Raw genomic sequence first — 21,797 nt, 5'->3', positions numbered from 1 at the left:
AGTTAAACACATCACAATTCCGTCTTCTTGTGGATTACTATAATATTTTTTTCGACGATTGATCGCGTTGAATCCTTTTCTTTCATATAAATTTTGTGCATATACATTCGATGTTCGAACTTCTAAAAACACTTGACAAGCATCTTGTTCGTTTACTCGTTGAATCAACTGATCGATCAATTGACTGCCATAACCTTTTTGCTGACATTCCTTACGAATCACAACATGCGTAATTTCAACTTCATCTAATACTAAATGATAGCTGACAAAACCAATCCACTTGCCTTCTTTAATTAAGACAAGATAGTGACTTGTTTCTTGTGCTAAATCAACGTCAAATTGTTTTTCTGTCCAGGGTGATCCATGGTCATATGAATGGTCACATATCCGCCAAAGTTTCTTAGCAGCCTGTTTTGTTGGCAACTCTTCTTTTGAATAATACATCGCTTCACTCTTCTTTTAAAGATAATATCATTTCTAATGCATCTTCTTTATTTTCAGTATAATAATGTGGCTTAATGGTATTGGATACAAATCCAAGTTGTCGATAGACCCGCTGTGCATTTTTATTGCTGATTCGGACTTCTAACGAGATCTTCTCACAATTGTTGATTCTTGCAAACTGCTGAACCTCTCTTATCAAGAAACTCCCAATTCCTTTTCCTTGATTTTGCATTGCAACGGCAACATTTGTAATATGAGCATCCTTATCAAAAATACGGCATCCAATAAACCCAATTGTTTTTCCTTCTTTTTGAATAAGTAAGTATAAATGAGGTTCTGCTGCTTGAAGTTCAACTAAAAAAGCCGTTTTTGTCCAAGGTAATTCTCCAGCATATACTTCCCTTTCAATTGAAAGTAAATCTTTGATATCATCGAGTGTGATCCCACGAACATAATACTCTTGTTCTGAGATTTTTACAGTCTTCTCATCATATGGGCGATTCTTAAAAAAAATGCCCAAAATACTATGAAAAAGATTAAATTTTTTCAACATAATTATCTACCTCAGATACATGATCTTTTAACCAGTTCTCTTCTGCTTCTACTCGTTTTAAATAATTAGGTAAAAAGTGATGGATATCCGCTTCAGGTTCACTTACTCTACCCAATTCTGCTAAGGCTGCACCGTTTGGAATTTGCCATTCTGAACTAGCACAAATTTCAGCATTAGGGAGAGTGGCTTCAATCAGTGAGCGGAATTTTTCAACATCTTCTCCAACAAAGTAAACAGAATCAATGTCTTTTAGCTGACCAAGCCAATCTTCCATCGCTATATGCCGGTCCTCTATGACATTTGTCAAAACACCGTTAACATACTGATATGCTCCGGTATAAACATTATTTCTTCTCGCATCAAAAATCGGTATGATTGTTCCTTTTACCTTAACACAATTTGCGGCTAACGTTTTTAAACTAGACACACCTACTAATTCTTTATTTAATGTGTAAGCCAATGTTTTGGCCGTTGTTACACCTATTCTTAATCCTGTATATGAACCTGGACCTTGAGCCACAACAATTCGATCAATGTCCTTAGGTTTCATCCCAACATCTTTCACCAATTGTGTGATTGCTGGCATCAACGTTAAGCTATGGTTTCTTTTTACAGTGATTGTATATTGTCCTATTATTTTCTTGTCTTCACAAACAGCAATGGTCAATGTTTGATTTGACGTATCGATCGCTAAAATCCGCACAAAAAATCCCTTTCTTTCATCATGTAGTTGGTTCATTGTAGCATATTTTTGTACGTTCGTAAAAAAACGTGGCAATAACATAAAAAGGGGCGAAAACGCCTCAAGCGCTTCGCTCCTTTTTATGTTATTATTTGATATTTGCTTCTAAATAATCGATTAACGTTTTACTGATATTTGTTGCTGTATCATTTTTTCTTGAATCTTCCACCATGATCATCGCTGAAAATTTGTTGTTGCTTCGATCCATTGCTAAAAGAAAACTATTTTCTTTTCCAAGCGTGTCCTGTTTTTCCTTGATTTCAGCAGTTCCTGTTTTCGCCGCTAATGAAAATTCTGGATTGTACATATTGTGGACATACCCCGTTTCATCTTCAACACTACCAAGCAAATCTGTCACAATCGTATTCGCGGCATTCGAACTAATGACATTATCTTTTGTTTTAGTTTCTTTGTTTAGCTCGATTTTTGGATAAACAAGTTTGCCTTCATTTTGAAATACCGTATACATTGCGGCTTGCTGAATAGGCGTTACCAACAGTTGTCCCTGACCATATCCTGTATCGGCTAGTAAGATTTCTGAATTGAACTTGTCTTCATTCGAAATTTGCGCTGGATTCATTGGGATAGATAAATCTAATTTCTCTCCAAAAATAAATTTATCCAGTCCTTTTCTAAATTTATCTTCTCCCATTCGCAATGTTTGTTGAGCGAAATAAATATTGTCAGAATTAACCAACGCTGTTCTTAGGTTTACAGGACTAGCTTCTTTCACACGCGTCACAAAATAATCTCCCCAAGAGGCATCTTTTTGCCATTTCAACCCATCGATAGCGATTTCTTCTTCTGGCTTCAATGTGCCTGCATCTAACCCAATTCCCCCCGTGATTGTCTTAAAGGTCGAACCTGGAGCGTAGCCAGTCGCAAATCTAGCTGTAAATGGTAAATTCTCATTATTCGCATAGCCATCATATTCTTTTTGAGAAATACCATTAGCCATCTTATTCGGATCAAACGACGGAGAACTCGCTGCCGCTAATAAATCCCCTTGTTGCGGATCCATGATGACCGCACTCCCTGGGCGATTATTAAAGATATCGTATGCTTGCGATTGAACATTCTTATCAAGCGTTAATTGAATTTTTTCGCCATCTCTTTTATCTACTTTTTGCAGGACACTTTTTGCATCCCCTTGTGCGTCAGTGATTGTGATATTTCCACCGTCTTGTCCGCGTAACTGTTTATCAAAAGCCTGCTCTAAGCCGACTTTGCCTATCACACCAGTACTACTAAGTGTAGGATCTTTCTCGATATCTTCAGCAGTAATCGTGCCGACATATCCGACTAATTGAGCAGCAGATTCTTTTAAAGGATAGTAACGAACAACCGTATCCTGAGAAGCAGCTCCTTGAGGTAATGTTGTCACTGGATCAAAAGAAACCGTCAAAGGTACAAAAGCATCTGGTTTGACCCAATCTTGTTTGAGTTTTTGCTCAATTTCATCAACAGATACATTGAATTGATCACTGAATGCTTTGATATTATCTGTCTTTTCTTGGCCTTCTCCAAGCTTACCAGGTACGATTCCTACCTGATCAAAAGCTTGATTAACAGCTAATCCTTCTCCATTACGATCAACGATTTCTCCTCTATTCGCCGCATCGATACCAATTGAAATTTTATCCTGGCCTGACATTTCTGGAAAAATCAAATTGGGAGCCCAATTGATTTTATACTGTTGATCTACTTTTTTGATAGTCGTTTTATAAGATAAATCATTTAATTTCCCTAAAGGTGTTGTCATATCTAATTTGTAGGTAAATGTATATTCTCCTTCTTTTTCTTGTTTCACCTTTACTTCTTTACTTTTGATTCCTTCAGCTTGAATACCAGAAAAAATGGTTTGATATTTTTCTATGACCTGCTTGTTCTCATAACCGCTATCCTTTACTGATGGTTCATCTAATAAATCTGAGAATTGATCAAACTCTTGTTTTGAAAGGTTGTTTAGAAAAGCCTTAGCAGATTTTTCTGCTTTATTTAATTCCTGCTTCTTCTGCCAAGTACCATAAACAACATAGCCTCCGACAGCCGCTGCCAGTATCACCACGCCACTTATTGCTAAAATAATTGTTTTGTTTGATTTTTTCTTACTTCTTCTTTCCAATTTCTCATCCCCCAAGTCCTTGTTTCGACGTTCTTTTCTTTATTATACCTTAACTTATAAAATCTAAGATAGAAAAAAGGAAGTTTTATAAAAAAAGAAAAATTTTTGATTATCGCGCTGCTTTTTTGTGATTGAATTGCCTTTATAATCAGGCTTTGGTGCTGTTTTTCTTACACCAACCTATGGTATACTATTTTTACTTACTACTTTCTTATCTAGCTTCTTGAGCTAGTATTCAAAAGAAGGTATAGATGAATCAAGCGAAATACGGCTTTAAATTTAGGAGGAATTTCAGATGGGAATTATTAAAGCAGCAACAAGTGCAATCGGTGGCGGTTTAGCGGACCAATGGATCGAAGTTATTGAACCCGATAACATGAGTGATACAACCGTTATGACAAAAGGGGTTTTTGTTCGTAAAAATGATAAAAGAGGGTCAAATCGCAAAGGAACAGAAGATGTTTTGACTGATGGTTCTGTTATTCATGTTTATCCGAATATGATGATGATTTTAGTCGATGGCGGAAAGATCATTGATTATACGGCTGAAGAAGGATATTATACTGTGAAAAATGATTCCGCACCTTCTGCTTTTAATGGCTCATTGAAAGATGCGATTTCTGAAACATTCGACCGTTTTAAATTTGGTGGCGTAACACCTCAAAAACAACAAGTTTTTTACATCAACCTACAAGAAATCAAAGGTATCAAATTTGGGACATCTTCACCGATTAATTATTTTGATAATTTTTACAATGCTGAACTGTTTCTACGTGCACATGGGAATTACTCAATCAAAATTACAGATCCTTTATTATTCTTTTCAAATGCAATTCCTAGAAATAAATCCCAAGTTGATATTAATGATATCAACGAACAATATTTAGCTGAATTTTTAACGGCACTACAGGCAGCAATCAACAAAATGTCAGCAGATGGCGAACGCATTTCTTATGTACCATCTAAAAGCTTAGAATTAAGTAAATATATGGGGCAAGTACTAGATGATGAATGGCGCTCACTACGAGGAATGGAAATCGTCTCTGTTGCGGTAGCAAGCATCTCTTATACAGATGATTCTACTAAATTGATCAATATGCGCAATCAAGGTGCCATGCTTAGTGATGCTGGAGTTCGTGAAGGCTATGTACAAGGCGCAATGGCTCGTGGCATGGAAGCTGCCGGAAGTAATGAAGGTGGAGCAATGAATGGTTTTATGGGCGTTGGAATGGGCATGAATACAAGTGGTAATTACTTTGCTCAAGCGTCTCAAACCAATCAACAACAAATACAAGAAAAACAAAATCAACAAAATGCGCAAGGATCTGATAGTACCTGGACCTGTCCGCAATGTGGAACTGAAAATAGCGGCAAGTTCTGTTCAAACTGTGGAACACCAAAACCAACAAATGAAAAACCAAAATTAGAAATGAAATGCAGCGAATGCAGTGAAATCGTTGATTTATCTACTGGTATTCCAAAATTCTGTCCACATTGTGGCAAACCATTTCAAGGAATTCCTTTATAAGCCGAAGAAATTGGGTGTGGGACAAAAGTAAAAATCACTTTTGTATCACACCCTAAATGCAAATAAACGGTTGGAGCAGAAGTAATCCTAGCTTCTTTTTCTTCTAATCAACACTCAACTATTTGTAAAAGCGCTTTTCACTTATATTAATTCGCTACTCAAAGAAAGGAACAATTATGACGGATACCTTTACACACAAATGCCCAAACTGTGGCGGTCCCTTATTATTTGATCCGAAAGATCAAATGTTTCATTGTGAATACTGTCTCAGTGTCTATACAGAAGCTGAAGTAACCTCTTATGAATCCTCACAACGAGAAGCACATCTAGAAGATGAGCAGAAGCAATATATTGAACCTGAGTTAACATTTACAGCCGAATCGCAGAAAGAGGACATGACTCCTGAAGATACGGCTACTTTTAAAGAAGCAACTGGTTCAGATGGTTTGACAAATAATACCTTAGAAGGAGCAATGGAATTATTCAATTGTCCAAGCTGTGGTGCGCAAATCGTTACTGAAGCAACAACTGCGGCTACATATTGCTATTATTGTCATAATCCGGTTGTTTTATCTGGAAGATTGAGTGGTAATTTTCTTCCTGAAAAAGTCTTGCCTTTTGCTATTGAAAAAGAAGAAGCGATTGAAAAGTTTTTAGCTTGGACAAAGAAAAAATGGTTTATTCCAAAAGACTTTTTTAATAAACAACAAATTGATCTGATGACAGGTGTCTATTTCCCCTATTGGGTCGTAGATGCTCAAATCGATGGTCAACTAAATGGGACGGGAACTGCGATTCGTATATGGCGTGTTGGTGATATTGAATACACTGAAACGAAACAATTCGATGTCGAACGACAAGGGAAGATTTCTTTTACGGAATTGATCAAAAATGCTCTTTCTAAAAATGTACAGCAAAAAATGGTAGAAGCAGTTCAGCCCTTTTTAATAGACAAAGCTGTTTCCTTTAAAAGTCAATATTTGGCGGGATTTCAGGCTGAAAAAAGAGACATTGAATATGAAACGATCCAAAATGCTATTCAAAATGAACTAAAAGATTATTCTGAATCGTTACTAAGAGATACGGCTTCTGGCTATACTACTTTAACCAACTTACGAACAGATATTTCTTTAAACAGCGAAAAAAATCACTATATGTTGTTGCCGATTTGGGTCGTAACATATCGGAGTAACAGTCAGTCAAAAAAAGTATATTACTACGCTATGAATGGACAGACTGGGAAAGTAAGTGGGATTTTACCAGTTAGTTATAAGCGTTTAGGGTTATTTACATTTGGCATTTTTGCTGCAATTTTAGCTATTTTCTTGATTGGAGGCTGGTTTATATGAGAAAGATCCCTTTTACTCTGTTCGTTGTTCTTTTTCTACTATTTGGGTTTTCGTTAAAAGCCCAAGCGGCAGATGATTCCATCGATGACCAAGCTTCTCTTTTCAGCTCTGAACAAATTACTCAATTGAAAGAAGCGATTGGCCCAATTGAGGCAAAAATGAAAGCACGAATTTTTATTGTGAGCAATACGGATAATGATTCAGACTCTACTCGGTTCGCAGACTATTATATGCTTGACCGCATTGGTAAAAATCAAAATGGTATCACTTTTTATGTTGATATGAATCAAAGAAAGTTTAGAATTTCAACTTCTGGAAATATGATTGATTACATGACAGATAAGCGAATTAACCAAACACTAGATGATATTGAACCCAGCATGAGAAGCGGAAATTATTTTCAAGCAGCACAAACTTTTCTAGAAAATATAGGTTACTACTTTGATCAAGGTGTTCCTGGTGGACATTATCGAGTCGACACTGAAACAGGAAAAATTACTCGTTTCAAAACGTTGACTACCACTGAAATCATCATTGCCTTTGTAGCAGCAATTGTTTTAAGTGGTATCTTCTTTGCTATTAGTGTATCCAAATATCAATTAAAATTTGGTACCTACAAATACCCTTTTAGAGAAAAATCAACGCTTAACTTGACGCGAAGAAACGATGTGCTAATCAATTCATTTATCACGACCCGTCGAATCCCTAGAAATAATTCCAATGGCGGTTCAGGCGGCGGAAGCAGTACTCACTCCACAGGTGGCGGAACATTTGGCGGTGGTGGTCGTAGCTTTTAATCCCCTAAAAAAATAAAACATCGTCTCGTATTATAGTGTGTTCCTCGAATTTTGTTCGTTTCTGCAATTAATTATATTACGAGCAAAAGTCACCTTGTTATTTAGTAAAATACAAGGTAGTATAGAAACAAATCCTTTTTTTAAATAAGTAAATTTAATTTGAATCTTATTAGGGATTTTTATCACCATTATTTTATAAAGCGAGGATATATCGATGAAAAAATTATTAAGTTTAGGTGTGTTAACGTTGTGTAGTATAACGTTGGTTGCTTGTGGAGGCAATAGTAAATCTACCGATACCAAAAAAAATGAAATGACTTCAACTTCCCCCAAAAAAACAGAAGATGTCTCTTTTAAAGACGATACATTAAAAATTGAAATGGCTACTCTTAAACTATTATCAACTGAAGTTTTACCTGCTGACGAAAATCTCCTAAGAGAAAAACCACAGTTAGCAATTACTTATGAAGTAACGAACAATAGTGAAGAGCTGATTTCAGCTGCTACAGTTTGGATTGCTTGTATGGGATTAACACAAGAAAGTAAAGATACGATCAATAAACTAACCGTTGGTATGACGCCTCAAGATGAAAAATTTGCAGAATACACGGAACATCAACTGGATGATATTAAACCTGGAGGTACAGTGAAAGCTATTATTTCTTATGACTTAGATGACACAGAAACGCCAGTTATTTTGAAAGCGACTCAAGGAATGGCTGGAAAAGAACTTGGGCAAAAAACCATTAACTTAAAATAATCCTCGCTTTTCAGATATTCATTTGAAAAATGGAATAGCAATCATGAAATTTATGATTGCTATTCCATTTTTTTCTCTAAATTTAACAGTTGCGTGTTAAACAGAAATAACTTCATTGACAGCTATGTACTTTTTCTCGTTTGATTTATTTTAAGTAATCAACTTATTATACACCCCTATATAATAATACTATTTACCTCTTAAAATAAACTAAAATTGATTAAAAACGAGACTATCAGAAATCAAATCACATTAGAAGAATCACTAAAGATTGTGTTTCTAGTTATCCCCTCATTCCAAACTCTTTTTCATTTCTTTAAAATCACTATAAAAAATACTCTTGAATAGTTTATTAATAAACTTGATAATAAGCTCGAAAAAAATACCTACTGTGAATATCGCTACCGTTAGCATCATCATGTAAAACAACCCCAGTTTAACTCCTCTATCTTGAAAAACTTGACTAATATTTAGAAAATCTTGTAGATTAATCCAATCTTCTGCATTATCAATTGGAACTGTAGATCCTTTCATTAGATCGCTATCCATGATTTTTGTTGAAACTTCTTTTAATATGCCTAATCTGTTTGGTAATGGAATTCCTTTTATTTGTATCTTTCTGAAGAAATAAGACTCATGAAAAAGATACACAGTAAACGTCGCAGCAGATACACTGTTTATCAATCTAATGCTTCCTATCTTTAAGCGACTAAACAACTCAAAAATACTTACACTACAAATCATAAATAATATACTTGGGGACCATAGGACATTTATAAAAGGTGATTTAACGAATAACGCACTAGGTTCCTTATAAAATTCGTTCAAATTTGTATTCAAATTTACTTTATACTGAATAATTTGAATCGCAACAAAGGAAACAATACATAACAACAAATTAATTGTCTTCACTTTTTGTAATGGGTTATACAAACGAATGAATCCACCAATAGAATAGACTAGAATTCCAATTACAAAGTTTTGTATTTTTAGATTTGTAAGAACATTGAAGATTTCCATAAAACTTAACAAGAATGTCATAATTAAAATGAAATTTAGATAACTTTTTTTATCTAACCTGTCAAGAAAATCATTGAGAACATACTTGGCAAAGATAATAATAAAAATATAATATCCGATGAACCACCAACCCTTGAGCGCCATATGTATATCCGAATTTGACGAAAGCGGTATTTGAAATTTCCCAAATAAATAAGAGACCCCCATTAAAATAATCGCTAACAAATAAGAACGATTTAATAACTTAACTCCTGGTTTCAATACGTTAATATTTTTCTTGCCAATCAAAAAATATCCAGTTATTAAAATGAATAAGGTATTTCCGATTTGCCCAAAAGTATACATGATTTGAATTGTTTCTAAATGATAAAAATTCGATTTTCCATCTAGATTAACTAATGCAAATCTATTGTAATCTGAATGGTGAATGACTAAATGGTACACAATGATGCCCAGCATAGCTAATATTCTTAAAAGTTCAAAATTCGATTCCCTTTTTTTTGTTATTTTTTCTTTCATAAGTCTCTCCTCCTGTAGTACAAAAAAACATAAATCAATATTACCACAAGAGAACTATTAAGTCTATTTAGTTTGAAAAACCATTCTTTTTATGTAAAAATAATTAATAAATAGAATATAATTACATTTTAATTGTTATTTTATTTTTTCTAACATTATAAATATTTCCCTTAATTATTAGTTATATTATGTAGTTAACATACTTGATTCGTAAAACTCTATTGTATTCTTATTAGGTCAAACCTTATACGAAGATAAAACCAATCCTTTTCCTTTATCTTGATGCATTATCCAATTGTAAATAAACTTCGCATTAATTAGGATAAAATAACATTTTTCGAAAAATAAATAATATTAAAATAATGAAGAAGCACTTGAAGTGAATAAAAAAATTTGATGAAAAGATATTTTTTAGATCTTTCATTACTAAAAAAATGTTCAGTCTGTTTTAGATATGAAATTTTAGTTTATGCTAAAAATGAAGAAATATAATGTCATGAAGAAACTAGATTTTGAAGAGTTATCCGTTTATTTTTCTTATTCTATTCACGTTTGAGCAAATAAAAAAAACAGACCTAAAAGTCTGTTGTTACGCTTTATCAATCAGACACATGGCGGCACCTACTTAGTGCTGCTTCCTTCCGGATCTGACACGCTTCGTAAGCCCACCATTGTCCTAGCCTTTCGGCAAGATTTAGTATACCGCATTTTTTGATGCTTGGCTAGTCTTTCTGTCGATTTTTTAAAAGTTTCTTTTCTTCCCTTAGTTTTCTAAAAAAATTTGAGAGTAAATCGCCGCATTCTTGCTCCAAAACTCCAGCTTCAACATAGGCTACATGATTGAATCGTTGATCTTCCAGTAAGTTCATCAAGGTTCCTGCTGTTCCGCCTTTTGGGTCTTTTGCACCATAATAAACTTCATTGACTCTTGAAAGAATCATTGCACCACTACACATTGGACAAGGCTCTAACGTAACAAATAATTGAGCACGTTCTAAACGCCAATTGTCGATTGCTGTACACGCCTCTTTGATTGCATACATTTCTGCATGGGCTGTTGCATCTTGACTTGCTTCTCTAAGATTATGTCCACGTCCAATGATTTTTCCGTCTAAAACAACAATAGCCCCAATTGGTACTTCTTTTATTGCTTCTGCTTTTTTTGCTTCTTTGATAGCGTGCAGCATAAACGTTTCTTTTTCTTCTATCGTTAGACTGCTTGTCTTTTCATTCAAGCGATTTCCGCCTCTCGTTCTTTATACTTTTATCTTATTCATGGTACAATAAATCAGTGAGGTGTGTCTATGACTATTGAAGAATTAATTACATTATATCCTAACGGAAAAATCCAGCAAGCCAAGGGCACAAACAATGCTCTATCATTGCCGATTGATGGAAAATACTTTGTCCTTGATAAAGCACTGTTACGAGAAACTGAAATTCATTTATTAAAATCATTGTTCCCTGAAAATGAATATTTTATTGATCAAAACAAACATCCTTGGTTTGGCTATCTATTCGATCGAACACCCCTTAACCTAGAAGGAACATTTCGTATCATACAATTTCAATTAAAAAAACCAAAAGCCTTTTTACAATCTGAATGGGAAACTAGCATTGAAGAAATCTTCCCAAATCTTGATGATTTCTTTTTTATCAGCGAGAATGATGGCGCTTTAATTGAAAAATATGAAAAAAACTATTATAAATTAGAAGAATTACAAAGTATATTTTTAACTTTGGACGCTGATTTCGATTCTTCTACGACAGCTTTTATTGGTAATTTTTTCCCAGCCAATGAACACTTACCTGCATTATTTAAAGAAGAACAACAGATATTTCAAACCGAAGCGGATCCTATTCGCGGGAAATCGACCTTTTCCTTACCTGATGTGGTATTACATTATTTTACGAAGGACGCGATGAATCAAAGCCAGATCGTTCAGACGTTTGCTAAACAACTAGTTTTGACAAGTGAGATACAACAAATTATCCTTGCTCTTTGGCGGAACCAAGGGAATATTAGTTCTACTTCCAAAGATTTATACATGCATCGTAATACACTGCATTATCGCTTAGAAAAGTTTTATGAGCAAACAGGCCTTTCTTTAAAACGGATGGATGACCTAGTATTTTGCTATTTATTGATTACAAAATAAAATAGTAGGCAACCACTGCGAAAGTGGTTTGCCTACTATTTTACATCATTTCTTCCACAAAACTAACGAAACGATCTTTCAAATTCTCTGTATTGTCTTTTAAAGACTCACCATAAGAAGAGATTTTTTTTCGACCGTCTTTGACTTTACCTAAAACGTTCATCATAGAATCAAGCTCATCATCAGATAAATCATCTACAATTCCTAGCAATTTTTCGTTGCCACCAAATTTATCATTTACGAATTTTTTTGCTTTAAATCGATTCGATACGTGGTAAACTTTCTTGACGATTTTCTCAGATGCAATTACCGCTACTGATACACCTGCTACCGCAGCAATACCTAAACCAATACTAATTTTTGTTGATGTTTTCATTCTTTTCAGCTCCTTCTTACTATCTATCTTTATGATAACACACTCTCAAAATTTGAGGTAACAAAACAGAATATACCATTCTTAATCTCTACGATTGTTTCCGCCAAATAAAATGATCAGGCGCAGTAATTGTAAAAATGTGGCTAAAGCAGCGGCGACATAGGTCAATGCTGCTGCAAATAATACTTTCCTTGCCATCGGTACTTCTTCTTCTGTCAAAATATTGCCATCTGATAGAATTTTTAACGCTCTACGAGACGCATTAAACTCTACTGGTAAAGTCACTAATTGGAAAAGTAATGCCAAAGAAAACGCCAAAATCCCAATATTGATCAATGTTTGGTTCCAACTAAGTAGTACGCCGACTAGAATAATTGGAAATGACAGCGCGGAGCCAAAATTGGCTACTGGAACGATTGCAGCACGAATTTTCAATGGGCTATACCCGGTATGATCTTGCACGGCATGCCCACATTCATGCGCTGCTACTCCAATTGCTGCAACAGATGTTGACTGAGCCGTCGCTTCTGATAAACTTAATATCTTGTTGCCAGAATTATAATTGTCAGTCAAATCTCCTGCAATTTGTTGCACACCGACATCATTGATCTGTTCTTTTTGCAAAATGTATTGAGCGGCTTTTGTGCCGGTTACATTGTTTCGGCTTTGAATTTTGTTATATTTTCTAAACGTACTATTTACGTAAGCTGACGCAGCCATTGAAATCAACAATCCTACAATCACTAAGATATAGGTTGGATCAAATAGTGCATAAAAAGGCATCATTTTTTCATTCCTCCTGTTCTTTACTTCATTGTATCATGAGTTTCTAAAAAAAGTATAACTATACCTTGACGAATTTATGAACTCTAAAAATGTTTCTCTAACAAAATTGTCACATTATTTTAAGATAATCCGATGGCAAATTTCCTCAAAAACAGGCATACTAGGCATAAGAGGTGACGACAATGAAAAAATTTTTATTTTTTATCTTACCATTCATCCTTTTAACAGCAGGTGTTTGGTTTGGCTATGATTATTATTTTGGTGGCAAGGATTATTATACTCGTGTTGGAGAACCAGTTGAGGTAAGTACTGGAAAGTTTTCAAACGGTGAGAAATATACAGAGTATGACTATGAGCACACCGCATTTGATGAAAAAGGCGAAAAAACAGTTCAAAAAACATACGAAGTTAGAGCAAAACCATTGCGAATCAATGCTTATTTAAAATTAAAAATCAATCCTAGAAAAGGTGTTCTCAGCTGGGAAGAAGTTCCTGAAAAAGATGTTCCTAAAAAAGCGTTAGAAAAATTAAACTAAGACTAAAAAGAGGGTGGAACGTGACTCGTAGAGTCATGTCCTACCCCTTTTTTAGTTACAGTTGATTACTAATTTTTTCAATATTTTTCAACACAATCGATACGGTACCATCTGGGTTGTTCACAAATTCGATTAGATCGCCATTTCGATAAACTTCTATCGGTACGATCAATTCGATTCCATTGCTCATTTTTAATTTTTGCTTCCCAAATTTTTTCTCTGAAATTTCTCTAGCTTCTCGAACTGGAGGTGTTTTATCAACAAATTTTGATTCATTGACTTCATCTTGATACGCCATCCGTGCTGAAATATTTTCTTTAAAAACTAACTCAGCCACTTGTTCATTGTCGATCGTTCCAGTTTCTTCAATACTTTCATACACGGCTTCTTTCACAGAAGCAATCAACTCAAATTCATCTTCATTAAATTTTTTACCAATTCGTTTCACCGCTTTTTTGATTTCTTTCATATTTTCTTCTATAGAAGGAGCTGGCTGTGATTCAATCACTTTTTCTGAAAAATACCACACTTTTTCCCCTGAAAACTCATAACGTTTTTCTAGGAGCTCGTATGCTAAAGTATCTAGGTTGACGGTCATTCCTTCATCAGGCTTTTGTGATTTCGAAGGTAAAATAGCTCGATTGATGATCAATTTGTTATAAACAGCCTCATCTTCATAATCCACATAATGAGTGTAGCTTTCTTTATAGTTTAATTTGATCATTGCTAAATGCATCACCGTATCTAATTCGTATAAGATGAAAAGAACATCTGCACTCGGCGCATCTTCACTACCAGAATACACATCATACCAGTGTTGAGCCAACTGTTGACTTTTTTGAATAAAATCATTAGGAATTCCTCTCATTTTATCAACAAAAGAACTTTCCTCTGCTAAAATACCTGTTTTTGTTTGAGCCGTCGAAAGCTTTGTTATCTTACTTGTTAGATAAACACGAATATACTCTGTGGTTAAATCTAATTCCTTTGCTGAAAATACTGGTGTTCCTGTTTCACGATCAATAATGTGTAAAATTGCACTTTTTAAATAAATATCCATCTGTCATTCTCCCTTTTTTTAAGCCCTATTTAGTCTACCCGAAAGAACAAAAAAAACCAACTATTTTTAGTATGAAAAATAGAATAACTTGTCTCATCTAACTAAAAATAAAACGAGCAAAAGATCGTTCCCACGAAAAAAAGGCTAGGACATCACTCTACAGGTCCCAACCTCTTTTTACGCACTTCTTATTATTTTTCTTCAGCAAACAAGTTTCCCGTCGCTTCATCGACAGGATCAAGTTTGTTAAAAATACCTTTTGTTCTGAAAATATACGTTAAAATAAATGGAATGATGACTGCAATCAACATTGCGCCGAAAAATGGTACGTAGTATTGAGGAACGATAGATAAAATTCCAGGTAATCCACCAACCCCAATACTGATTGCCTTCACATCAAACAATGTGGAAAATAGTCCTGCACAAGCAGAGCCGATCATACCTGCAACAAAAGGGTAAACATACTTCAAATTAATCCCAAACATTGCCGGTTCTGTAACACCTAAGTAACAAGAAATCATCGCTGGAATCGAAACTTGCTCTTCTTCTTTATTTCCTCTGTGCATAAAGACTACAGCTAATACAGCAGATCCTTGAGCAATATTTGATAATGCAATCATCGGCCATAAATTGGTTGATTGAAAATCAGCAATCAATTGTAAATCAATCGCATTCGTCATATGATGCAGTCCTGTAATAACTAGCGGAGCATACATAAAACCAAATACGGCGCCAAACAACCAGTTAAGAGATGAGGTCAACCCAGCATTCACGATATCTGAAATCCAGCTTCCAATTGCCCAACCAATAGGACCTAAGATCACGTGAGCGGCAATGACTGTTGGAACGAGTGCAAATAGTGGTACAAAAATCATGGAAACTGCTTGTGGTATAACTTTTCTGAAGAAGATTTCTAAATACGCCAATAAAAATCCTGCTAACATAGCTGGAATAACTTGAGCTTGGTACCCAATCATATTTACTTGAGCAAAACCAAAATCCCAAAAAGGGATATCTGCGGCGGCTGTACTTGCAACAGAATATGCATTTAGTAATTGTGGTGATACTAACGTAATCCCTAAAACAATCCCCAGAATTTGAGTTGTGCCCATTTTTTTAGTAATACTCCACGTAATACCTACTGGTAAGAATTGGAAAATCGCTTCACCAATCAGCCATAAAAATGAATTGACGCCACTCCAAAATTGGGATACTTCAACTATTTTCTGACCCTCTAAAAAACCAAATGGGATCCCTTCCAATACATTGCGAAAACCTAGAATCAATCCCCCAATAACCAAAGCTGGAATCAACGGTGTAAAAATTTCCGCTAAAACTGAGATTGCTCGTTGAACAGGATTAAGATTTTGTTTTGCCGCTGCCTTCCCTTGCTCTTTGGAAACGCCTTCAAGTCCTGAAATAGTAGAAAATTCATTATAAAATTGCGGTACCTCATTGCCTATAATGACCTGAAATTGCCCTGCATTTGTAAATGTTCCTTTGACAGACGGAATCTTCTCAATCGCTGCAGTGTCTGCTTTATTCGGATCGTTTAGAACAAATCGCATCCGCGTTGCACAATGTGAAACAGCTGCAATATTTTCTTTTCCCCCTACATCTTCTAACAGTTTTTTTGCGTCTTCTTGAAACTTACCCATTTCCTTTGCTCCCCTCTTTAACTTGTATATACAATTAAGTTGTATTTGTATAATACTTTATTATTTGATTTTTTACAAGCGTTTTCTTTTTTTAAATGAAAACTTTTTTTGCATTATTTTTCGTCATAGGAACAAAGACTTACATCACAAAACAAAAGCGATGATTTTACTTTTTCAAATTACTGGAAATTATTCCATTAAATGGTACACTTGGATTTACCAAATAAAAATAAAAAAACTGTTTATAACATTAGTAATGACCGGAGGAAAGATGAAAAAAAATAAACTTGCTACTAAATTAAAAAAACGCTTATCAGCTGTTCAAGTTTTAGCTTTGGGTTTTATTGTCTTAATTTTTGTTGGCGGAATACTTTTGACTTTCCCAATATTTTCGCGCAGTGGAAATGCCACGCCATTCATTGACGCTTTATTTACAGCCGTATCTGCGGTTTGTGTCACTGGTTTAACAACACTTAATACTGCTTTACATTGGAACGCCTATGGACAATTGATCATTATGGTTCTAATTGAAATTGGTGGCTTGGGCTTTATGACGATGCCTGTACTTCTCTATTTTGTCTTACGAAAAAAAATAACCTTAAGTACACGAATGTTATTAAGGGAAGCTTTGAATTTAGATGACATGTCTGGTGCATTTCGTTTGATGATATACGTTGTTAAATTTGCTGCTGTAATTCAACTAGTTGGTGCTGCACTCCTTTCAATTGAATTTGTACCCGAGTTTGGTTGGAAAAAAGGGCTTTTCTACGGTCTCTTCCATTCTATCTCTAGTTTTTGTAATGCTGGTTTTGATTTATTAGGGGACAGCTTAACCCCGTATCAAACAAAGCCATATGTTTTGCTCGTCATTGCTATTCTGATTATTTCTGGCGGTCTTGGTTTTATTGTATGGCAGGATTTGTTGCGCTTTAAAAAGAAACGAAAGTTTTCTTTACATACAAAAATTGCTTTGATTACAACGGGGGCTTTACTGCTCGGGGGCTTTATCCTATTTTTTATTACAGAACACAATGCAAGCAATTTAACAACTGGTACAACCTTTTTTGAGCGTCTAGCCAATACATTCTTTATGTCGGTTACGCCAAGAACAGCAGGCTATTATTCCATCGATTATATGCAAATGACAAACGCTGGATTAATTACAACTATTTTTCTGATGTATGTGGGCGGAACGTCTGGATCAACTGCTGGTGGCCTAAAAACGACAACATTTGCTGTACTGGTCATTCAAATCGTTTCAATCTTCAAGGGGCGCACACGAGCTGAATTTAATGGGCGTACGATTCGAGACAGCACCGTCTTTCGTGCTTTAACCTTATTCTTTATCACATTGACATTATGCGTCATTTCAATCATGATTTTAACCATCACTGAAACGATTCCGGAGTCTTCTGGTATTGAGTATGTGGCATTTGAAGTCTTTTCTGCCTTTGGTACTGTCGGACTAACCATGGGTTTGACTCCTGATTTAACAGTTGCTGGAAAAATCATGATTATGTTACTGATGTATATTGGCCGAGTAGGAATTTATACGGTTGGTTTTTCACTTCTAACAAGAGGACAAAAACAACAAGCTAAGTTTAAATACCCTGATGAAAGCGTAATGATTGGATAATAAAAAAGACACACAAAGAATTTTTTCTTTATGTGTCTTTTTTGTTTCTTTTTTCAATTATTTTTATGTTAATCATCGCTTATTTAAAATAAAAAATCCCACCCTCTAAAGAAGGTGGGAAAAGGAGTTTTACTCTAAAGAGTAAAATGAAAAAATAAAAAGGGTTGTTGTTGGTATGAATTTATAATACTATTTTTTCAAATTAATATCAACTAATAACTCTCGTATACGATAAAAAATTTCAAAAATCGATCAAAAGGGTTTCTTTTTTCATATATTAAAAAAATTTTCCGCTTCTCTTTCGTGATAAAACTGTCCTATATGGCTCTATTGATAAGTGATAGTAATAAAAAACATCCCATCTCCATTAGAAGATGGGAAAAAGAGTTTTTACTCTAAAAGAGTAAAATGAAAAAATAAAAAGGGTTGTTGTTGGTATAAGTGTATAATACTCGGCAATAAATAATTTTGCAAACAATATACTTCTACATTAATGACCGATTTCCATCTTTTCAAATACAAAAAAACGATCCAACTATCGTTGAATCGTTCTAAAAGGTTTAAATTAGTTTTTTACGATGTTTGTTGCTTGTGGTCCACGTTGACCTTCTTCGATATCAAATGATACGCTTTGACCTTCGTCTAAAGATTTAAATCCGTCACCTTGGATTGCTGAAAAGTGAGCGAATAAATCTGTTCCGTTATCTTGAGTAATAAAGCCAAAACCTTTATCTGCGTTAAACCATTTCACTGTACCTGTATTCATAAATGTGTTCCTCCTAGTGCTTTTAGCACGATTAATTTTGCAATACCTTTGTGATAAAAAAAAGAGGAATTAAAACACCCTTACGAATGAAATGACCTATTAATTTAAATTACAATTATACTACATTTATTATTATACGACGAAATTAGGTAAAAGTATACATTTGATTTCATTTATGAGAAAAAACTCATTTAACTTATTACCTTCTTCATCTTCATCCCTTTTACTTAGTAAAATCCCACCTCAAATGAGGTGGGATAAGGATAGTTATTTGTTAAGGTATTGATTTTTCAGACTTGTTCAGTTTACTACATAATGACCGCTCATGCAATCATATTTTATTATAAACATCAATTAACTCTGAATAGCCATTTGATAGTTTCTCCATCACGTCAATCAGTGCTTCTTCTTCTCCCCCAAAACTTGCTGCTAGTTCGTTTGATAGACTCTTGAACTCTGAGGCTTTTTCTATAAATCGATCAATATAGATACTAGAAGTGGCTGAAGAAAATCCTTCTTTTTCTATATCTTTTGAATCTGTGGGTATTTTTTTTAACTCATCCAAAGCTTTAGAAACGTCAATGTTCACTCCAACATAGTTCTCAGTTGTTAAATCAATCCTACCCTCTTCAGCTATGCTGTTACTAACAACATCTCTGGCTTCTTTCGCTGTATCAAGAAACTCTAACATTCCTAATGAAATTTTATTGCCTTCTTTTTTATAAGCTTCTCGCTCTTTCTTCTCTGTTTCACTCATGAACGTTCGCATATTATCGGAGAAATTCTTTATCGGGTCGTTCATTTCTTTAGTGATCGATACTAATTTACTATTTAGCTCTTTTCCTTTTTCATCATGATCATTTAAAAAATCTTTTTCCTGATAATAACTCTCAATTTCTTCTAAAATCAATACTTCTTTTTTTAGGACTGTCAATAAAGGTTTTACATCCTCATCAATCGCCATTTTGGGTTTAGTCGAGAGTCTTTTTTCCGCTTCTTCTATCGCTCGTTGAACTGAACCAATTACTCCTATATACCCGAGTGCAGTTTTATCATCTGTCGGCACAAACTGACCGTCTCCATCCATATGTTTCTGTGCATAAGAATGTTCAATTTTTGCTAATTCACCTGACAAAACATTGAACAAGTCAACATAGGCATTATACTTATCTTTTTCTTCTATCTTAGAAGAATAAGAATCGTCATTCGCAAAATTTTCTTTTGCCTTTTCAAGCTTATTACAACCAGTCATAACAAAGACCACATTCAATACCAACAAGACCACAAACACGTTACTCTTATTTTTCATTTTAGTCTAATCCCTTTATTTAGTTATGTCGTAATCGCTTTCGTTATCAACAGATTATCGCTTCGTATAATAGATGCGATCCAACGCAATAGTTGTTAATAAAAACGCTTTTTGATCATGTGCATCATCAATCTCGATATGATATTCATCTCCACCTAAAGTCAGTTTTCTTTTATCAATATCACAAATAATTTTATCCTGCATCGTAAACTGATGGCTGCCTGTCATTCCATAGCCTAATTTTACTTCTCCAATAGGTGAGTCAATCGTAAATTTATAGCTGAAAATATTTAACGAACGCGCCATAGAAACAATTTTTTGATCATCCACTAAAATATGATATTTTTTGAAATTGTAACTTAAAAATGACCCAATGATACTTAAGAAATTGACATCGGTTTCACATTTCGCCAATGTTTGACCGTCTAAATCTGTAATTTCAAATTTTTCTCTTCCTAAAAAACTTCCTTTTACTTTATATAGTGGATTTCCTGAACCGTCTAAAATCTCATAGGTTGGTTTTAATGCAACTAATTTTTGTTTGATAATATATTTCATCATAAAACTCCTTTTTTTACTCTTTTTTTATACATCCTTTTTATTTCTTTGCAGTGACTGCTATTTCCAATGTGTTGAGTAAGTGATATTCATCGTCATATACTTCCAAATTTACTGGTATCTCTTCGTTAGGAAGTTTAAAGATTTCGTAATATAACATCTCTCCATTTGGCTCTAAAGTGTCTTTATTAAGTGCTTTTGGATTAAGTTTGTCCAATTCGCCTAAAATCGTGGACTTTAGGTATTCGCCATTTTGACGAAAGAAAAAATAGGTTCTAAGTGGTGGGATCGACGTAATGTCTTTTTTATTTTTAAAGTTATAGTAAATGACCAGCGTTGGTTCATCGAAAACATCTCGCAGAATATCTGTCTCCGTGATTTCAACTTTGTATTGATCGGTTTCAATCGTATCACTTTTAGTTACATCTTTACTATCATACGATATTATTTCTAGCTTTTTTGCCTTGATATCCAACATATCAACTCGTTCATTTTTATAACTCGTATAAAGATAGCCTATCGGCGTTCCCTTAATTCGAAGGATATCACCACTTTTGGGCCAATTTTCTTTTTTTATACTAGACAAATTTAAATAAATCGGCGTATTCCGATTTCTCATCAAAAAGATTGATCCATACCATTGTCCATCTAAAGTATCATCCTTGGATTCAACTTGCTTAGGGTCGCCTTCCATTTTAGCCACAAAACTGATATCTTGCTCAAATTGCGTGGAATGTTCGACTAGCTTAGGCAAATTTGCATTCCTGGACAATTCATTGTATAGTTCTTCTTTTTCTTTTACTGAAGTGCTAGACGAAGTTGAAGGCATCGTTTGATCTGAGTAATGCCTCTCAGCTTCTGATTTTGTCTTATTCATCATTGAGCAAGCTGTTGTACTTCCAATCCCAATTAAAAAAATTATCCATAACAACCCTTTTTGTTTCACGTTACCGCTCCTTTGCTTTTAGTATTTTGATATTGATAAATTAATCGTTGGAATTGAGTGATAAGATTTTTCTTTATACCTACATCTTGTAGTTATATTATCATGCACTTTTCTATTTTGTCAATAGTCGTGTTATAATTGGATTGTTAGAACGAACGGATACATTTATT

Annotated in this window: 20 protein-coding genes, 1 other RNA gene and 1 pseudogene; 7 read left to right on the top strand and 15 right to left on the bottom strand. The window is 34.4% G+C overall.

Translation table 11 applies throughout. The features are described from left to right. Positions 1-21: 21 nt before the first annotated feature. From rimI (IGJ34_RS06215) to IGJ34_RS06200, 4 genes and pseudogenes are all read right to left on the bottom strand, one after another. Positions 22-444: pseudogene (gene rimI, locus IGJ34_RS06215) on the bottom strand (ribosomal protein S18-alanine N-acetyltransferase); the annotation flags it as partial. Positions 445-448: 4 nt separating this feature from the next. Beyond that, on the bottom strand, positions 449-997 hold the full coding sequence (rimI, locus tag IGJ34_RS06210) for a ribosomal protein S18-alanine N-acetyltransferase (protein WP_069654510.1): 549 nt from the start codon (positions 995-997) through the stop codon (positions 449-451). Further along, on the bottom strand, positions 981-1,700 hold the full coding sequence (tsaB, locus tag IGJ34_RS06205; RefSeq protein ID WP_430598390.1) for a tRNA (adenosine(37)-N6)-threonylcarbamoyltransferase complex dimerization subunit type 1 TsaB: 720 nt from the start codon (positions 1,698-1,700) through the stop codon (positions 981-983). The genes rimI (IGJ34_RS06210) and tsaB overlap by 17 nt, the downstream gene beginning before the upstream one ends. A 127-nt stretch (positions 1,701-1,827) precedes the next feature. Beyond that, positions 1,828-3,864: a penicillin-binding transpeptidase domain-containing protein gene (locus IGJ34_RS06200; RefSeq protein ID WP_069654511.1), complete on the bottom strand. Its 2,037-nt coding sequence runs from the start codon at positions 3,862-3,864 to the stop codon at positions 1,828-1,830. 295 nt (positions 3,865-4,159) lie between these two features. Between IGJ34_RS06200 and IGJ34_RS06195 the strand changes: the two genes are divergently transcribed. From IGJ34_RS06195 to IGJ34_RS06180, 4 genes are all read left to right on the top strand, one after another. Continuing rightward, positions 4,160-5,392 carry an SPFH domain-containing protein gene (locus tag IGJ34_RS06195; protein WP_430598389.1) on the top strand — a complete coding sequence of 411 codons (1,233 nt, stop codon included), beginning with the start codon at positions 4,160-4,162 and terminating at the stop codon, positions 5,390-5,392. A gap of 176 nt (positions 5,393-5,568) precedes the next feature. Beyond that, positions 5,569-6,741 carry a TFIIB-type zinc ribbon-containing protein gene (locus IGJ34_RS06190; protein WP_430598388.1) on the top strand — a complete coding sequence of 391 codons (1,173 nt, stop codon included), beginning with the start codon at positions 5,569-5,571 and terminating at the stop codon, positions 6,739-6,741. After that, positions 6,738-7,538, top strand: a complete 801-nt coding sequence (locus IGJ34_RS06185) for a TPM domain-containing protein (protein WP_430598387.1) — start codon at positions 6,738-6,740, stop codon at positions 7,536-7,538. The genes IGJ34_RS06190 and IGJ34_RS06185 overlap by 4 nt, the downstream gene beginning before the upstream one ends. Positions 7,539-7,752: 214 nt before the next feature. Beyond that, the gene (locus IGJ34_RS06180) at positions 7,753-8,298 is read left to right on the top strand and encodes a DUF5067 domain-containing protein (protein ID WP_206834348.1); all 546 of its coding nucleotides are present in this window, start codon (positions 7,753-7,755) and stop codon (positions 8,296-8,298) included. Positions 8,299-8,589: 291 nt separating this feature from the next. Here the strand turns inward: IGJ34_RS06180 and IGJ34_RS06175 are convergent, their stop codons facing one another. The 3 genes from IGJ34_RS06175 to tadA all read right to left on the bottom strand — a co-directional run bounded on the left by IGJ34_RS06175 (position 8,590) and on the right by tadA (position 11,072). Then, complete coding sequence (locus IGJ34_RS06175) at positions 8,590-9,837, bottom strand: acyltransferase family protein (RefSeq protein WP_069654516.1); 1,248 nt, start codon at positions 9,835-9,837, stop codon at positions 8,590-8,592. A gap of 596 nt (positions 9,838-10,433) precedes the next feature. Further along, an RNA gene (gene ffs, locus IGJ34_RS06170) (signal recognition particle sRNA small type) lies at positions 10,434-10,520 on the bottom strand. A 39-nt stretch (positions 10,521-10,559) separates the two neighbouring features. Further along, positions 10,560-11,072, bottom strand: coding sequence for a tRNA adenosine(34) deaminase TadA (tadA, locus tag IGJ34_RS06165; RefSeq protein ID WP_430598386.1), 513 nt, complete (start codon positions 11,070-11,072; stop codon positions 10,560-10,562). 69 nt (positions 11,073-11,141) lie between these two features. Here tadA and IGJ34_RS06160 point away from each other — a divergent pair, with 69 nt between their 5' ends. Continuing rightward, positions 11,142-11,996, top strand: coding sequence for a helix-turn-helix domain-containing protein (locus tag IGJ34_RS06160; RefSeq protein ID WP_430598385.1), 855 nt, complete (start codon positions 11,142-11,144; stop codon positions 11,994-11,996). A 40-nt stretch (positions 11,997-12,036) separates the two neighbouring features. Here IGJ34_RS06160 and IGJ34_RS06155 read toward each other — a convergent pair whose 3' ends face one another. Continuing rightward, complete coding sequence (locus IGJ34_RS06155; RefSeq protein WP_069654518.1) at positions 12,037-12,372, bottom strand: hypothetical protein; 336 nt, start codon at positions 12,370-12,372, stop codon at positions 12,037-12,039. Between the two features lie 81 nt (positions 12,373-12,453). Beyond that, positions 12,454-13,158 carry a zinc metallopeptidase gene (locus tag IGJ34_RS06150; RefSeq protein WP_430598384.1) on the bottom strand — a complete coding sequence of 235 codons (705 nt, stop codon included), beginning with the start codon at positions 13,156-13,158 and terminating at the stop codon, positions 12,454-12,456. Between the two features lie 182 nt (positions 13,159-13,340). Here IGJ34_RS06150 and IGJ34_RS06145 point away from each other — a divergent pair, with 182 nt between their 5' ends. After that, the gene (locus IGJ34_RS06145) at positions 13,341-13,694 is read left to right on the top strand and encodes a YxeA family protein (protein ID WP_069654520.1); all 354 of its coding nucleotides are present in this window, start codon (positions 13,341-13,343) and stop codon (positions 13,692-13,694) included. A 55-nt stretch (positions 13,695-13,749) separates the two neighbouring features. Here IGJ34_RS06145 and IGJ34_RS06140 read toward each other — a convergent pair whose 3' ends face one another. Together IGJ34_RS06140 and treP are read right to left on the bottom strand one after the other, a co-directional pair. Beyond that, entirely contained in the window at positions 13,750-14,754 is a 1,005-nt protein-coding gene (locus tag IGJ34_RS06140) for a nucleoid-associated protein (protein ID WP_010761098.1), read from the bottom strand. A 191-nt stretch (positions 14,755-14,945) separates the two neighbouring features. Next, positions 14,946-16,412 carry a PTS system trehalose-specific EIIBC component gene (gene treP, locus IGJ34_RS06135; RefSeq protein ID WP_430598383.1) on the bottom strand — a complete coding sequence of 489 codons (1,467 nt, stop codon included), beginning with the start codon at positions 16,410-16,412 and terminating at the stop codon, positions 14,946-14,948. A gap of 271 nt (positions 16,413-16,683) precedes the next feature. On the opposite strand from treP, the gene IGJ34_RS06130 reads away from it, so the two are divergent. After that, complete coding sequence (locus IGJ34_RS06130; protein ID WP_430598382.1) at positions 16,684-18,048, top strand: TrkH family potassium uptake protein; 1,365 nt, start codon at positions 16,684-16,686, stop codon at positions 18,046-18,048. A gap of 565 nt (positions 18,049-18,613) precedes the next feature. Here the strand turns inward: IGJ34_RS06130 and IGJ34_RS06125 are convergent. The 4 genes from IGJ34_RS06125 to IGJ34_RS06110 form a co-directional block, all read right to left on the bottom strand. Then, positions 18,614-18,814, bottom strand: a complete 201-nt coding sequence (locus IGJ34_RS06125; RefSeq protein WP_010772775.1) for a cold-shock protein — start codon at positions 18,812-18,814, stop codon at positions 18,614-18,616. A gap of 331 nt (positions 18,815-19,145) precedes the next feature. Continuing rightward, on the bottom strand, positions 19,146-20,123 hold the full coding sequence (locus IGJ34_RS06120) for a DUF3829 domain-containing protein (RefSeq protein WP_430598381.1): 978 nt from the start codon (positions 20,121-20,123) through the stop codon (positions 19,146-19,148). Between the two features lie 54 nt (positions 20,124-20,177). Continuing rightward, positions 20,178-20,681, bottom strand: a complete 504-nt coding sequence (locus tag IGJ34_RS06115) for an LURP-one-related/scramblase family protein (RefSeq protein ID WP_069654524.1) — start codon at positions 20,679-20,681, stop codon at positions 20,178-20,180. 40 nt (positions 20,682-20,721) lie between these two features. Then, complete coding sequence (locus IGJ34_RS06110) at positions 20,722-21,627, bottom strand: DUF5067 domain-containing protein (protein WP_430598380.1); 906 nt, start codon at positions 21,625-21,627, stop codon at positions 20,722-20,724. Positions 21,628-21,797: the final 170 nt, after the last annotated feature.

This window comes from Enterococcus sp. AZ177 (genome assembly GCF_050544585.1).
GTDB classification, from domain to species: Bacteria; Bacillota; Bacilli; order Lactobacillales; family Enterococcaceae; genus Enterococcus_L; species Enterococcus_L plantarum.
The sequence above is the reverse complement of the archived record's forward strand: the minus strand, read 5'-3'. Positions and strand labels throughout refer to the sequence as shown.

Excerpts from the sequence above, each read along its gene's own strand:
- rimI (WP_069654510.1), bottom strand. The coding sequence starts at position 997 with ATGTTGAAAAAATTTAATCTTTTTCATAGTATTTTGGGCATTTTTTTT.
- IGJ34_RS06195 (WP_430598389.1), top strand. The coding sequence starts at position 4,160 with ATGGGAATTATTAAAGCAGCAACAAGTGCAATCGGTGGCGGTTTAGCG.
- IGJ34_RS06190 (WP_430598388.1), top strand. The coding sequence starts at position 5,569 with ATGACGGATACCTTTACACACAAATGCCCAAACTGTGGCGGTCCCTTA.
- IGJ34_RS06185 (WP_430598387.1), top strand. The coding sequence starts at position 6,738 with ATGAGAAAGATCCCTTTTACTCTGTTCGTTGTTCTTTTTCTACTATTT.
- IGJ34_RS06180 (WP_206834348.1), top strand. The coding sequence starts at position 7,753 with ATGAAAAAATTATTAAGTTTAGGTGTGTTAACGTTGTGTAGTATAACG.
- IGJ34_RS06175 (WP_069654516.1), bottom strand. The coding sequence starts at position 9,837 with ATGAAAGAAAAAATAACAAAAAAAAGGGAATCGAATTTTGAACTTTTA.
- IGJ34_RS06160 (WP_430598385.1), top strand. The coding sequence starts at position 11,142 with ATGACTATTGAAGAATTAATTACATTATATCCTAACGGAAAAATCCAG.
- IGJ34_RS06155 (WP_069654518.1), bottom strand. The coding sequence starts at position 12,372 with ATGAAAACATCAACAAAAATTAGTATTGGTTTAGGTATTGCTGCGGTA.
- IGJ34_RS06150 (WP_430598384.1), bottom strand. The coding sequence starts at position 13,158 with ATGATGCCTTTTTATGCACTATTTGATCCAACCTATATCTTAGTGATT.
- IGJ34_RS06145 (WP_069654520.1), top strand. The coding sequence starts at position 13,341 with ATGAAAAAATTTTTATTTTTTATCTTACCATTCATCCTTTTAACAGCA.
- IGJ34_RS06140 (WP_010761098.1), bottom strand. The coding sequence starts at position 14,754 with ATGGATATTTATTTAAAAAGTGCAATTTTACACATTATTGATCGTGAA.
- treP (WP_430598383.1), bottom strand. The coding sequence starts at position 16,412 with ATGGGTAAGTTTCAAGAAGACGCAAAAAAACTGTTAGAAGATGTAGGG.
- IGJ34_RS06130 (WP_430598382.1), top strand. The coding sequence starts at position 16,684 with ATGAAAAAAAATAAACTTGCTACTAAATTAAAAAAACGCTTATCAGCT.
- IGJ34_RS06125 (WP_010772775.1), bottom strand. The coding sequence starts at position 18,814 with ATGAATACAGGTACAGTGAAATGGTTTAACGCAGATAAAGGTTTTGGC.
- IGJ34_RS06120 (WP_430598381.1), bottom strand. The coding sequence starts at position 20,123 with ATGAAAAATAAGAGTAACGTGTTTGTGGTCTTGTTGGTATTGAATGTG.
- IGJ34_RS06115 (WP_069654524.1), bottom strand. The coding sequence starts at position 20,681 with ATGAAATATATTATCAAACAAAAATTAGTTGCATTAAAACCAACCTAT.